This is a genomic window from Flavobacterium eburneipallidum (assembly GCF_027111355.2).
Lineage (GTDB): Bacteria > Bacteroidota > Bacteroidia > Flavobacteriales > Flavobacteriaceae > Flavobacterium > Flavobacterium eburneipallidum.
In genome coordinates, this window is sequence record NZ_CP114291.2 from 2,664,206 (window position 1) to 2,678,208 (window position 14,003).

A 14,003-nucleotide genomic window follows, 5' to 3' on the forward strand; every position below is an offset into this window, starting at 1 on the left:
CCACAACCCTGTACCCATCTCAGCGAAGAGTCCCGCGAATATCGTGTTTTCTAATCTTTAATCAAACCACAACCATGACATCTATCCAAAAGAAAGCGAGCAAATATCGTGTTTTCTAATCTTTAATCAAACCACAACCAACTTGTCGAGTTGAGCGTAGTAGCTTTGAATATCGTGTTTTCTAATCTTTAATCAAACCACAACCAGGAAGGTTTTTTTAGAGATACTTATAAAAATATCGTGTTTTCTAATCTTTAATCAAACCACAACCCATCAACGATTTGGGAGCAAATGGTGTGGAATATCGTGTTTTCTAATCTTTAATCAAACCACAACGAGCGGGACGGTATTTCAAAAGACAAAAACAATATCGTGTTTTCTAATCTTTAATCAAACCACAACCAAGGGGATTTCGACTGGATGCTCAAGCGGAATATCGTGTTTTCTAATCTTTAATCAAACCACAACAGCACTTCTCTTTCATTATTCGTGAAGATTAATATCGTGTTTTCTAATCTTTAATCAAACCACAACCGTCTAATGACCAAAACAGATCCGAAAGAAAATATCGTGTTTTCTAATCTTTAATCAAACCACAACTATGGAAGGCTGCATCGAAAATAATAGCGAAATATCGTGTTTTCTAATCTTTAATCAAACCACAACTGGTTGTTGACGAAAGTATCAAGATGAAAAAATATCGTGTTTTCTAATCTTTAATCAAACCACAACTGAAAGCTACTGCATCCCTGCTGGGCGGATGCCATACCTTTCAGTTGTGGTTTGAGATGTTTAAGACAATGAAAAACTTATGTCAAAGAACTTCTTAAAAATTTTGCCTGCCAATGATAGCCATTATTTCTATTGTATCGACATTAATTTTGTAAAAAATGGTATCAACTCCACAAACACAATATCTATATCCTTGACGAAAACGAATAGCTTCTGGAAATAGATACGGATTTGATGCAATTTTTGAAAAACAATCAAAAAACATATCATAATATTTATGCGCTTGAAGCATTCCGAAACGACTCATTCCATATTCAAAAATTCGAGTCAAATCCTCTTCTGCTTGAATATTTAGTTTATAACTAAACATTTAATTTTTTCTTAATTTCAGCTAATAACTCTTCTTTAGTTTTAGAGCTAAATCCACTTTTCTCCGCTTTATCAAGCTTCATTCTAACAAATTCTACATAATCATCTTGCGAACGTGCTTTTTTGATGAGATAATTAATAGCTTCACTTTTACTAGTAAATTCTTCTTCTGCAACTTGTTTTTTTAACCATTCGTCATTTTGATTGGCTAAAGTGATACTTTGACGTGTCATAACAATAATTTTAGTTGGTGTAAATTTACACCAAACTTTTGAAATAAATCAGATTTTTGAAATTTTTCCCGAAACTGAAATTTTTACTTTTATAGGATTAAATGTAAACCATCCTGTTTTACCTTCTCCAAATCCTCTTATTTGTTTGTAATCATCATCCGTAACCGTTGAAGACTTATGTTTTCTAAAAAAATAATCTCCTGATGTTAATTTTTGAACTCTGTACAAATTACCTCTTAAAATTTCATAATCAGGATTTCCCCAATTGATTTCATCTTCATTTAATCCTAATAAAAACATATCATTAATATGCAAAGTCGCAACCACTTCTTTTCCCTCGACAGGAAGTTGATACGTTGAAAATCCTTTGCTTTTTCGTTCCACAACAGTCCAAAAAGTTACCACTTCTTCCTTTAAATTTCCTTTGTCGTCTTTATAAATCAAAACGTGATGATTATTCCTAGGATTCACCCATTGATTAACATTATCCTTTAGCTTTTCTGCTCCTCCAATATTTTCTTTCATCCTTATTTTCAAAATTGGTACTGGCGCTCCATTTTTATTAGGCAAGAAAATTTGTGGTTGTTTCACTCCATTTTCATCAACAATAAAAAAAGTATTTACAGGAATTGTTCCTTTTACAAATCCGCCTAATTCTTGAATTCTTTTATAAATTAACATTCTAATAGCTTCGTCAACTACTTTTTCAAGTTGTTTTTCGGTTGTCAAACTATCAATGGATTTCCTAACGTGAAATGCTTCTTCTCCATTAAAATTTCGTTTACCAAAAACGGTTTCTTTATGCAATTGTCCTCGTGCAGCAACCCCTTTATTGATATGCGTTTTTCCGTTTTTTTCTACTTTGGTATATCGAATAGTGATATCATTAGCAATACGTTTATGTGAAATCAATATTTTATCAACAGCAACTTCAGCATCTTTTCTAAACGATTCCCAAGGCATCGGAAAATCTTTTAAATCGTAGTTTCTATTGTAGCGATTCCATTTGGATAATTCCTGTAAATAACTTGTTTTGCCACAAGCCATAACCAAGGCATCGATGGCGTGATGACGATGATCTTCTCTCGTTTTAGCATTTTCATCATTCAAAACAGTATTCAATCCCCACTTTTGGCGCAAGTTGGCTGTCATTTGTCCTGGAGAGACATTTACTTTTTTGCAAATTTTTGCTAAATAAGTTGAAGCTTCTTTGCTTATAAATCGGGTGTCATTTAATTGTCTTGAACTGAAATCATCATCAAACTTTATCTGTACAAATCTTTTGAATTTCTGGTAAGCGTTTGGATATTCCTTGGTGTCTGAAAATAATTTTAATGCTCGTTCTTTTCTAGCAATCCAATCCAATTCGTCATTTCCATAAAATTCAAAAGGCGTTCTATCTCCTTTACGCCTGTTTTCATCAGCATAACACAATGTTTTATTATTGAAACTATCGTTCAACGAACGACTCCACGGATGAATATGTTCTATTTGGACTTCGCCTGTAAAAAGTTTGCTAATAGGAATTGTAACACCTGTATAAGGACAAGTCTGTTTGCACTCTTCCCAAAGTTTGAATTTTAAAATGTTATCGTGTGAAACTCTAGCATATTTTTCAACTTCGGTTTTCACTCTGTCATTTTCACGTTCTAATCGCTTTTGATCTCTACGAATTTTATTTCGCTGTGATTTGGAGATTTTTAAATCTCGAGCCATTTCTACTTTTATCTCGTCGAGTTGTCCGTGTTCTTCAATTAATTCATTTACCAATTTCCGCAATTCAAATAAAGCAGTTATTACAATTGGATTTCGAATAGCTTGTATTTCCTTATCGGCATCTTTGCCAACTGGTAATTTTTCTAGTAATTCCGTAACATCAATTGTTGCCGAATGATGATAGAGTTTCTTTAATTGTTTGTCATTCAATTGAAATTCTTTTCGAAGTAAATCTTTAATAGTATCTATAAAACCACCTGAAATTTTAAATCTAACAATAGCTTCAACATTATCAATTAATTCTAATTGCTTCTGATTGTTTTCTGCTGTATCATTTTGCCATTTGTCACCAAAAGTATTTTTTATTCCACCCATAACCACTGCAACATCATAAGTATATCCTTGCTGTAAAAATGGTAAAATATTAGCAATAGCTTTTCGGCTCAAACTAGCGTAGCCGTCTTTTACATTAAACTTTGAAATTGCAACAGCTTGTTCCTCTGTAAAATTCCAATTCTTAATAGCATATGCTGCAAGATTTGATTTACTGTCAAAAAAATATAAAACGTGCCAAATATCTTCCTGCTCTTTTTCTGAAAAATCAAACCATTTTTTGCCAAAATATTTTTTATTGGATAAATTAGAAATAGTATGTGTGCCAACTATTTTATCGTCGTCTTTATAATTGAATTTGAATTCTGCACTTTCTTTACCGATGGCTTTTCGTAGTTTTTTGAATTCAATTTTATCAAAGGAAAGCAATTGCTCAATCAATTTGTTTTTTTCTATTTGAGATATTTTCTTTCCATTATATTCAACAGTATTTACCCATTGCCAAATTCTAAACATTTCAACAGGAATAGCACTTATTGGGCATTTTGTTTTTGAAGGTTCAAAAGAACAATTACCGACCAAATGCTTTTGTGAGCGTAAAGGTCTTTGATGAAATATAATTCCATCTTCTTTGTAATTATCTTGCTTTCTTCCTCCAAAAACTGTTTTTAAATCATAATTTAAAACAGAATGAAATTCCGATTGTTTATCCCAAATCAATTCAAATTCATCGATATACATCTTACGAGTGGTGTATCTATTTCGGATTCTTTCTAATCCATACTGAAACGGTTGATTTTCTTTTGGATAAATCTCAAATAAATAAGAACCTAAAGTTTTGCCTTCAATGCTTTCTTGTGTTTCTGATATTCCAATTTTCCCTTCTTTTGGAATACCTTTAAAAATAGTTCCTTTTTCATCATCTTCTCCTCCACTTTTTCTGCTATTACTTAAGAAACCTCTTCTTTGAATTAAATGGTAAAAAATTCTACCAATTTCTTCTAAAGACAACTTCTCATTCAATGCTTTTTGGCGCAATTCATAAGGATTCATTGCAAACCAAGTGGCTAATTTTTCAGAGGGGAATTGTTTGGTTTGTTTCCAATCTTCAAAATCTTTCAAACTCATTGGACACATATTATTTTCTGAAAGTGATTTTAACAATACTTTCTTTCTTAATCTTCGTCTAAAGAATTGACGCCTTACGCCTCTTGCTCCTGTTCGACTTGCATTTTTAGACATTTCATTATCACCATCGCCCAAATTCTCAACACCCATTGGAAAAATTCTGCTCCCAATGCCTAAAATTTTATTCAATTTATCATCAATTAAAGCCCACCCAATCGAGTTAGTCCCTAAATCTAATCCTAATATTTTTGCCATACCAATCTGTATTTTATAAGAATTTTTAAAACTACGGAGAAAATAATTACCCAGCTTACGGTTTCCCGTATTCAAACTAAAGTTTTTTTTACATACATTTGTAATGATTAAAATTTCTAATCTTTAATCTTATCACAATAAGGCTATATGCCGTAGATGAAAATCTTTAGTCCTGCTTCGGTGGGACTTTTTTTTTGATGTAAATTACCAAATAAAAACAATCGCAAATTCTAAATTTATAAAAATCTCCAAATTTTAAGCGAACAATTAGCCAACCATTATCCAAAAAATCCCCTATTGTTTTTCAGCAATAATCTAGTCGCAATCTTACTTTAAAAACAAATAATTACAGAAAAAAATTACCTATAGAATACTTAAAAACACAACCTATTTAAACTTTTTTATAAGAAATTAAATATATTTAAAATGTTTTTTTTAACTTTAAAACAAAATTATCCTTCTGATATAAAAATTGATTCGAAAGTACTTCTCAAAAAATATTTGAGTTGAGGGATAAAAATTAAAAGAAATGGAAGACATAAAAATTGATTTTCAAAAAATATTTGATTTAACTCCAAGTCTATATTTAATTCTCTCTCCTGAATTAAATATCTTGTACACAAACAATGCCTATGAAACAGCTTCAATGAAGAAAAGAGAAGAAATGATAGGGCGCAATATATTTGATGTTTTTCCTGATAATCCTGATGATAAAAATGCCAACGGAGTTGCTATCTTATCAAACTCGCTCCATTTAGTACTCAAAAACAAAAAACAGCATACGATGGCTGTTCAACGATATGACGTTCAAAGACCTGATGGCGTATTTGAAAAAAAATACTGGAGTCCACTGAACATTCCTGTATTAAATTCCGAAAATGAAATAGAATATATCATTCATCGTGTGGAAGATATAACCGAGTTTTTTTTAACCCAAATCGAACAACAAAGTAAAGAAGACAAAACTCTTGGACTCGAGAAAAAGGTCAACGAAATGGAAATTGAAATTATAAAACGTTCAAGGGAAATACAAGAATTCAATTTTGAATTAGAAAACAAAATTAAAGAACGTACAGAAACTTTATTAAAGAAAGAAGTTACACTAGCCAAACAAAACAAAAAATTACAGAATCAAAATAAAGAATTAGAACAATTCTCTTATGTAGCCTCACATGATCTTCAAGAGCCATTGCGATCTCTAGTTAGTTTCACCGAACTATTAGAAACAGAATTTGCTGGAAAATTAGGTGGCAATGGTGAATTTTACATTGATTTCATTTCCACATCATCTAAACGAATGCAGCAATTAGTCAAAGGATTACTGGATTATTCTAGGATAGGTAAAGAAAAAAAAACAATTACAGTAAATTGCAATCAAATTGTAAATGAAGTCCTTTCAGATATGATGGTTCTTATAAAAGAAAGCAATGCCGAAATAATAATATATGACTTACCTATTCTTATTGGTTATGAAACAGAATTGAGACAACTGTTTCAAAATCTCATCAGCAATGCTTTAAAATTCAAGAAAAAAAACATCCCTCCTAAAATTATTTTTTTAGCTAAAAAACAAGAAAACGAATGGCTTTTTTCAGTTCAAGATAATGCTATCGGCATTGATAAAAATGACATACACAAACTTTTTGTAATTTTTAAAAGACTCAACAACCGAGATGAATATGAAGGAACCGGAATTGGACTGGCACATTGCAAAAAAATTGTCGAGTTACATGGAGGAACAATTTGGGTAGATTCAAAACTTGGCGAGGGAAGCACTTTCAATTTTACCATTCCAATACTTAACATTTATGAAAAAGAAACTGAACTGCGTACTATTAATTGATGATGATTTAGGAACAAATTTCATCAACCAAATGCTCATTAAAAAAGCAGACATCACCGAAAATGTACAAACCGTATTAAACGGAAAAGAAGCTATTGACTTTATTACCAATAAAGGAAAATATGAAAAAGCTGGTAATGTATTTCCAAAACCAATGCTAACCTTACTCGATATAAACATGCCCGTAATGGATGGTTGGGAGTTTTTGGAAATTTATAAAAATTTGGAAATCCACCAAAAAGGAGAAATAATTATTGTAATGCTGACTACCTCTTTGAATCCTCATGATAAAAAAAGAGCCGAAAATTTTTCGGATGTTTCTGGTTTCAAAAACAAGCCATTGACACTAGAAATTATTAAGGATATTATGCAAAAACATTTTCCAGATTATTTGTAAAAAAGAATAAAATAGAAAAAATTAACAATTTCATTTACACATTCAAATTTAAAACTTCTCCAATTTTCAAGGCACATTTTTCGCCATCAATCGCTGCTGAAATAATCCCTCCGGCATAGCCAGCACCTTCGCCACAAGGATACAAACCTTTGATTTGAAGATGTTCCAATGTTTCGGCATCACGGGGAATACGTACTGGCGAGGAAGTTCTGGATTCAGGTGCATGAAGAATCGCTTCATTGGTCAAAAAACCACGCATGGATTTTCCAAATTCCACAAAACCTTCTCGTAATATTTGAGTCAGAAATCCTGGAAAAACCTGTCCCATTTCCACCGAAGTAGTTCCGGGAACATAAGAAGTTTTTGGGATATTGTTCGACACTTTATTTTGGGTAAAATCGACCATTTTTTGTGCAGGCACTTTTTGGGTTTGCCCTGCCAAATGCCAAGCTTTTTGCTCAATGCTTTTTTGGAATTCCATTCCTGCCAAAGCACCGAATTTAGCAAACGGCTTGAAATCTTCGAGTTTCAATTCGATAACTATTCCTGAATTGGCAGTAGCCTGATCCCTTTTGGATGGCGACCAACCGTTAGTTACCACTTCGCCTAGACTCGTCGCACAAGGCGCAATCACACCACCGGGACACATACAAAACGAATACATTCCCCTGCCTCCTACTTGCTTCACAATAGAATAAGGCGATGGTGGCAAATGCTCCCCACGATAATCACAACTGTACTGAATACTGTCAATTAACGACTGCGGATGCTCGGCACGAACGCCCAAGGCAAAAGCTTTGGCTTCGATAAAAATTTGTTTTCTGTCTAGTAATTCGAAAATATCTCGGGCAGAATGTCCTGTTGCCAAAATTATTTTGTTAGCAAGAATCGTGTCTCCATTTTGAATAACAATCCCCTGAACTTCATTATTTTTTATAAGAATATCTGTCAGTCGGGTTTCAAACAGCACCTGACCGCCCATTTCAATAATTTTCACCCGCATGTCCTGAATGATTTGCGGTAATTTATTGGTTCCGATATGCGGATGGGCATCCACCAAAATATCGTGTGAAGCACCATAAGCAACAAATAATTCCAAAATTCGGGTTACATCGCCACGCTTTTTGGAACGGGTGTATAACTTTCCGTCCGAATAAGTTCCTGCTCCGCCTTCGCCAAAACAGTAATTGGAATCTTCATCGACAATATGATCTCTGTTGATGGATTTCAAATCCCTTCTTCTTCCTCTAACGTCTTTGCCTCGTTCGATTACGATGGGTTTCAATCCCAATTCAATCAATTGCAAGGCTGCAAATAATCCCGCAGGACCCGCCCCTACAACAATTACTTCCTGTGCATTGGTAACATTCTTGTATTCTGGCAGTTCAATTTTAGCTTCTTGAATGGGTTCGCCAACCAAATAGATATCGACTTTCAAATTGAATTTCACGGCTTTTTGACGGGCATCAATCGAACGTTTCAGAATCGAAATATGTTGGATTTCTTTAACATCAACCCGAATTAATTTGGCAATATGTTGTTTGAGCAACAATTCGTTTGTAGCTGTTTCTGGCGATGTTTGGAAAAGTAATTCTTGTGGCATTGTTGCAGTTGATGGGTTATTTGAAAACAATAACGAAATGCAAAAATAGTATTTTGAAGGGAAACTTTATGGAGAACCTTTGTCAAAGTTTAGAACTTTGACAAAGGTATCGGTCTTTTCAATTTAGACTTTGTAACTTTACCATCTAAAACATTCAAAAATGACGAGACACACGAGCGACAGCGAACTGCCGAAGGAAATAAAACTAATATGGGATTTTCGTGGTCCTGCTTCCGCAAAAACAGCCGAACATCACGAAATTCATTTAAAGGAATATATTGCAATTGAAAAATTATCGCCCAACATTACAGGTTTCGAAATCCTTAATGAAATGTATGCGATTGCTTTTATGGTAGTTACCGATGAAACGATGATTCAAGTACGTGATGCTTTGAAACCGCATCGAGGAGAGGTTTTTTAGTATTCAGTGTTCAGTCGCAGTATGCAGTTCAACTTTGACTGAATACTGATTACTGAACACTGATTACTCTTTTAATTGGCTACTTCACTGATGAATTTAATTCGCATCAAACGCAATTCATCAATATCGTAATCGCCATCAAATTCTTTTAAGGCTTCTTCTATATTATCAGAATGGGATTCCATGAAATAGTCGTGAATTTCTTCCTGTTGATCTTCGTCTAGCATTTCATCAATCCAATATTTGATGTTAAGCTTTGTTCCTGAATTGACAATTTGTTCCATTTCGGTTATCAAAGCTTCCATATTCAACCCTTTTGCGGAAGCAATATCTTTGAGTGATAATTTCCTGTCAATATTTTGAATGATATACAATTTGTTGATAGAATTGGCACCTGTTGATTTTACCACTAAATCATCTGGACGAATGATATCATTATCTTCAACATATTGATTAATCAAGGTTACGAATTCTTTACCGTATTTTTTGGCTTTTCCTTCCCCAACACCATGAATATTGGTCAATTCCTCCATAGAAATTGGATATTTCAACGCCATATCTTCGAGTGATGGATCTTGGAAAACTACAAAAGGAGGAACCCCTAATTTTTTGGCTACTTTTTTACGTAAGTCACGCAACATATCCATCAAAACTTCATCGGCTACTCCGCTTGATTTTGCAGCTGTTACTATAGCTTCGTCTTCGGATTCATTGTATTCATGATCTTCTGACATTAGGAAAGATTCTGGGTTTTTAATAAAATCCAAACCTTTTTGGGTAATTTTAATTATTCCGTAAGTTTCGATATCTTTTGACAATAATCCATTTACTAATACTTGACGCAATAATGCCATCCAATATTTTTCGTCATGATCAGTACCTGAACCAAAAAAAGGCTGCACATCTGTTCTATGTGCTTTTATCACAGCATTCACACGACCAATCAAAGTAAAAACTACTTCTTTGGATTTATAAATATGTTTGGTATCACGAACTACTTCGAGTAATTGGACTACTTCATCTTTAGCCTCTACTTTCACTTTTGGATTACGAACGTTGTCGTCCATATCACCACCTTCTCCTGTTTCGGTATCGAATTCTTCACCAAAATAATGCAAAAGAAATTTTCTTCTAGACATCGAAGTTTCAGCATAAGCCACTACTTCTTGCAGTAAAGCAAAACCTATTTCCTGTTCGGCTACTGGTTTTCCTGACAAGAATTTTTCCAGCTTTTCAACATCTTTATAGGAGTAATAAGCCAAACAGTGACCTTCTCCTCCATCGCGACCTGCACGACCGGTTTCTTGATAATAACTTTCTAATGATTTTGGAATGTCATGGTGTATAACAAAGCGAACATCGGGCTTGTCAATTCCCATTCCGAAGGCAATTGTTGCTACCACTACATCAACATCTTCCATCAAGAACATATCTTGATGCTTGGCACGAGTCTTGGCATCTAATCCTGCGTGATATGGCACTGCGCTTATTCCGTTTACTTGCAAAACCTCGGCTACTGCTTCTACTTTTTTGCGGCTCAAACAGTAAATAATTCCAGATTTTCCTTTGTGTTGCTTGATGAAACGAATGATATCCGCTTCGATATTTTTGGTTTTGGTACGAACTTCATAAAACAAATTGGCTCTATTAAAGGATGCTTTGTAAGTAGTTGCATCCGACATATCCAAGTTTTTAAGAATGTCTTCCTGCACTTTTGGAGTGGCTGTTGCAGTAAGACCTATAATAGGCACATCACCTAATTGCTTGATAATTCCTTTAAGATTTCGGTACTCTGGTCTAAAATCGTGTCCCCATTCCGAAATACAGTGCGCTTCGTCAATGGCTACAAATGAAATGGTCACACTTTGCAAAAAACTTAAATACTCTTCCTTTGTCAAAGACTCTGGAGCAACATACAATAGTTTTGTCAAACCCGAGCTAATATCCTTTTTGACTTGAGCAATCTCTGTTTTAGTTAATGACGAATTGAGTACGTGTGCAATTCCATTTTCTGAAGACAAACTCCTTATGGCATCAACCTGATTTTTCATCAAGGCAATCAAAGGAGAAACCACAATAGCGGTTCCGTCTTGAACCAAAGCTGGCAACTGATAACAAAGTGATTTTCCACCACCTGTTGGCATAATGACAAAAGTATTTTCCTTGTTGAGAATACTTTTTACAACTCGCTCTTGTAAACCTTTGAATTGGTTAAAGCCAAAATACTTCTTTAATTCTTTGTGGATGTCAATTTCGTTTGAATTCATTCTTTATTAATGGTATTTTATCTAAATTTGCACCACTAAAGATACTAATTTCTTTTATACTCACAAATTTTTATAAAAATTCTATTTTGGACACCAAGGAAAATATTCTGATTTCAGCAAAAAAAACTATTCTATCCGAAAGCGAATCCATAGCAAAACTAATTGATTTTATTGATATTAACTTTGCCGAAGCTACCAAAATTATATTCCATTCAAAAGGACGATTAATTGTAACCGGAATTGGCAAAAGTGCGATTATTGCACAAAAAATGGTCGCTACGTTTAATTCTACAGGAACTCCATCTATCTTTTTACATGCTACAGAAGCCATTCATGGTGATTTAGGGATGGTTCAGCCCAATGATGTAGTGCTTTGCATTTCAAAAAGCGGTAATAGCCCCGAAATAAAAGCACTTATTCCTTTACTGAAGAGATTTGGTAATCAATTGATTGCTATGACAGGAAATATGACTTCTTTCTTGGCAAAAGAATCAGAATATGTTTTGAACACCACGGTCGATGCCGAAGCTTGTCCTAATAATCTAGCACCAACCAATAGCACAACTGCCCAATTAGTAATAGGCGATGCGCTGGCTATCTGTTTGATGCAATTGCGAAATTTTACCCCCGAAGATTTTGCCAAATACCATCCAGGTGGTGCTTTAGGCAAAAAACTATTGCTTCGTGTACAAGATATGCTCGAAAACACGTTAAAACCAATGGTTGCTCCTGATACTGCTATAAAAAAGGTTATTTTTGAAATCTCTGAAAAACGTCTTGGTGTTACCGCTGTAGTAGAAAATGATAAGGTAATCGGAATTATTACCGATGGTGATATTCGAAGAATGTTGAACGAGAATGACAGTTTTGCCCATTTGACAGCCAAAGATATTATGACTAAAAAACCAAAAACAATACAATCTTCGACTATGGTAGTTGATGCGTTGAATATTCTAGAAGATTTCTCCATAACACAGTTAATTGTTATTGATAACGACCAGTACAAAGGTGTTTTACACTTACATGATATATTAAAAGAAGGCATTATATAATGAAAAAAGAACTTAATCAAATGTCCTTTTTGGATCATCTCGAAGAATTAAGATGGTTGCTAGTAAGAAGTACTATTGCCATTTTAGTCATGGCATGTGCTACTTATTTTATCAGTGATTATTTGTTTGACACCATTCTATTTGGACCAACAAGACCCACTTTTTTTACCTATACATTTCTTTGTGATTTATCACACCAAATAGGAATAGCCGAAAGTATTTGTATTACCGAATTTCCATTTATTATTCAGAATACAGAAATGGAGGGACAAGTCAATATGTTTGTATGGATGTGTATTTTGGCTGGTTTTATTCTTGCCTTTCCATATATATTGTGGCAAATTTGGGGCTTCATCAGTCCTGCTTTGTATGAAAAAGAAAAGAAAAATGCAGTCGTATTCATCGTTACGTCTTCTCTACTCTTTTTTATGGGAGTGCTGTTTGGCTATTTTTTTGTTATTCCAATGTCTGTCAATTTTGTGGCTACATTCTCGGTTAGTGAAATGGTAACCAATCAATTCACATTAGATTCTTATATGGGAATGGTCAAAACATCGATTCTCGCCAGCGGATTGTTTTTCGAATTGCCTATAATCATTTATTTCTTGACCAAACTGGATTTAGTAACTCCAAAATTCTTAAGAGATTCTCGTAGATATGCTATTGTAATTGTACTGATCATTTCTGCAATTGTTACTCCACCAGACGTTGTGAGCCAAACTATCGTAGCCATACCGATGCTGATTGTTTTTGAGTTAAGCATCCTCATTTCGGCAATTGTTTATAAAAATCAGCAACGAAAAAGCAAAACAATTAGTTAATTACAATCACAAAAAAAGTCAATATCATCCAACTGATAACCGAATAAATCATACAAAATGAAGTTAAGAGCCGAAAATTTAATCAAAACATACAAAGGAAGAAGTGTTGTAAAAGGCATTTCAGTAGAAGTGAATCAAGGCGAAATCGTGGGACTTTTGGGACCAAACGGAGCTGGAAAAACCACTTCTTTTTATATGATTGTAGGTTTAGTAAAACCCAATATGGGCAATATTTTCCTAGATGATTTGAATATTACCGATTATCCAATGTACAAAAGAGCCCAACAAGGCATTGGTTATTTGGCGCAAGAAGCTTCTGTTTTTAGAAAATTGAGTATTGAAGATAATATTTTGAGCGTTTTGCAATTGACCAAACTTTCTAAAGAAGCACAAGTAGCCAAAATGGAAAGCCTTATTGCCGAATTTAGTTTAGAACACATTCGTACCAATCGAGGTGATTTACTTTCGGGAGGAGAACGCCGTCGTACTGAAATTGCTCGTTGCTTGGCAACCGACCCAAAATTTATTTTATTGGATGAACCCTTTGCAGGTGTTGACCCAGTTGCTGTAGAAGACATTCAAAGAATTGTGGCTCAATTAAAAAACAAAAATATTGGCATCTTAATCACCGATCACAACGTGCAAGAAACCCTTGCTATTACCGACAAAACCTATTTGATGTTTGAAGGAGGAATTCTAAAAGCAGGAATTCCTGAAGAATTAGTAGAAGACGAAATGGTACGTAGAGTTTATCTAGGACAGAATTTCGAATTGAGAAAAAAGAAATTGGAGTTTTAAAAAAATATTCCGTTATTTGAAAAATCAGTTTTGAA

General features: G+C 34.0%; 11 protein-coding genes and 1 CRISPR repeat array (1 of these 12 cut by a window edge). Of the genes, 6 read left to right on the forward strand and 5 right to left on the reverse strand.

All coding sequences use genetic code 11. The features are described from left to right. A CRISPR array of direct repeats spans positions 1–732; the repeat unit is 36 nt; unit sequence AATATCGTGTTTTCTAATCTTTAATCAAACCACAAC (it extends 2,730 nt beyond the left edge of the window). 94 nt (positions 733–826) lie between these two features. From OZP15_RS11290 to cas9, 3 genes are read right to left on the reverse strand one after another with little or no spacing between them, the layout of a single operon-like run. Beyond that, positions 827–1,102 carry a type II toxin-antitoxin system RelE/ParE family toxin gene (locus OZP15_RS11290; protein WP_269225540.1) on the reverse strand — a complete coding sequence of 92 codons (276 nt, stop codon included), beginning with the start codon at positions 1,100–1,102 and terminating at the stop codon, positions 827–829. Beyond that, entirely contained in the window at positions 1,095–1,334 is a 240-nt protein-coding gene (locus tag OZP15_RS11295; RefSeq protein ID WP_269225541.1) for a ribbon-helix-helix domain-containing protein, read from the reverse strand. Before OZP15_RS11295 ends, OZP15_RS11290 begins: the two co-directional genes overlap by 8 nt. Before the next feature lie 48 nt (positions 1,335–1,382). Continuing rightward, positions 1,383–4,766, reverse strand: a complete 3,384-nt coding sequence (gene cas9, locus OZP15_RS11300; RefSeq protein ID WP_281336139.1) for a type II CRISPR RNA-guided endonuclease Cas9 — start codon at positions 4,764–4,766, stop codon at positions 1,383–1,385. 529 nt (positions 4,767–5,295) lie between these two features. Between cas9 and OZP15_RS11305 the strand changes: the two genes are divergently transcribed. After that, a complete protein-coding gene (locus OZP15_RS11305) occupies positions 5,296–6,609 on the forward strand; it encodes an ATP-binding protein (RefSeq protein WP_281336140.1) in 1,314 nt (437 codons plus the stop codon). Further along, positions 6,575–7,006 carry a response regulator gene (locus OZP15_RS11310; protein WP_269225547.1) on the forward strand — a complete coding sequence of 144 codons (432 nt, stop codon included), beginning with the start codon at positions 6,575–6,577 and terminating at the stop codon, positions 7,004–7,006. The genes OZP15_RS11305 and OZP15_RS11310 overlap by 35 nt, the downstream gene beginning before the upstream one ends. A gap of 34 nt (positions 7,007–7,040) precedes the next feature. On the opposite strand, the gene OZP15_RS11315 is transcribed toward OZP15_RS11310, so the two are convergent. Beyond that, on the reverse strand, positions 7,041–8,609 hold the full coding sequence (locus OZP15_RS11315) for an NAD(P)/FAD-dependent oxidoreductase (protein ID WP_281336141.1): 1,569 nt from the start codon (positions 8,607–8,609) through the stop codon (positions 7,041–7,043). Between the two features lie 187 nt (positions 8,610–8,796). Here OZP15_RS11315 and OZP15_RS11320 point away from each other — a divergent pair, with 187 nt between their 5' ends. Continuing rightward, entirely contained in the window at positions 8,797–9,030 is a 234-nt protein-coding gene (locus OZP15_RS11320; protein ID WP_269227922.1) for a hypothetical protein, read from the forward strand. Positions 9,031–9,101: 71 nt separating this feature from the next. Here the strand turns inward: OZP15_RS11320 and OZP15_RS11325 are convergent, their stop codons facing one another. Next, positions 9,102–11,297 carry a RecQ family ATP-dependent DNA helicase gene (locus OZP15_RS11325; RefSeq protein ID WP_281336142.1) on the reverse strand — a complete coding sequence of 732 codons (2,196 nt, stop codon included), beginning with the start codon at positions 11,295–11,297 and terminating at the stop codon, positions 9,102–9,104. 86 nt (positions 11,298–11,383) lie between these two features. Here OZP15_RS11325 and OZP15_RS11330 point away from each other — a divergent pair, with 86 nt between their 5' ends. From OZP15_RS11330 to lptB, 3 genes are read left to right on the forward strand one after another with little or no spacing between them, the layout of a single operon-like run. Further along, entirely contained in the window at positions 11,384–12,349 is a 966-nt protein-coding gene (locus OZP15_RS11330; RefSeq protein ID WP_269225548.1) for a KpsF/GutQ family sugar-phosphate isomerase, read from the forward strand. Further along, entirely contained in the window at positions 12,346–13,170 is an 825-nt protein-coding gene (tatC, locus tag OZP15_RS11335) for a twin-arginine translocase subunit TatC (protein ID WP_281337485.1), read from the forward strand. The genes OZP15_RS11330 and tatC overlap by 4 nt, the downstream gene beginning before the upstream one ends. Before the next feature lie 57 nt (positions 13,171–13,227). Next, positions 13,228–13,968 carry an LPS export ABC transporter ATP-binding protein gene (gene lptB, locus OZP15_RS11340; protein WP_281336143.1) on the forward strand — a complete coding sequence of 247 codons (741 nt, stop codon included), beginning with the start codon at positions 13,228–13,230 and terminating at the stop codon, positions 13,966–13,968. Positions 13,969–14,003 lie beyond the last annotated feature (35 nt).

Excerpts from the sequence above, each read along its gene's own strand:
- OZP15_RS11290 (WP_269225540.1), bottom strand. The coding sequence starts at position 1,102 with ATGTTTAGTTATAAACTAAATATTCAAGCAGAAGAGGATTTGACTCGA.
- OZP15_RS11295 (WP_269225541.1), bottom strand. The coding sequence starts at position 1,334 with ATGACACGTCAAAGTATCACTTTAGCCAATCAAAATGACGAATGGTTA.
- cas9 (WP_281336139.1), bottom strand. The coding sequence starts at position 4,766 with ATGGCAAAAATATTAGGATTAGATTTAGGGACTAACTCGATTGGGTGG.
- OZP15_RS11305 (WP_281336140.1), top strand. The coding sequence starts at position 5,296 with ATGGAAGACATAAAAATTGATTTTCAAAAAATATTTGATTTAACTCCA.
- OZP15_RS11310 (WP_269225547.1), top strand. The coding sequence starts at position 6,575 with ATGAAAAAGAAACTGAACTGCGTACTATTAATTGATGATGATTTAGGA.
- OZP15_RS11315 (WP_281336141.1), bottom strand. The coding sequence starts at position 8,609 with ATGCCACAAGAATTACTTTTCCAAACATCGCCAGAAACAGCTACAAAC.
- OZP15_RS11325 (WP_281336142.1), bottom strand. The coding sequence starts at position 11,297 with ATGAATTCAAACGAAATTGACATCCACAAAGAATTAAAGAAGTATTTT.
- lptB (WP_281336143.1), top strand. The coding sequence starts at position 13,228 with ATGAAGTTAAGAGCCGAAAATTTAATCAAAACATACAAAGGAAGAAGT.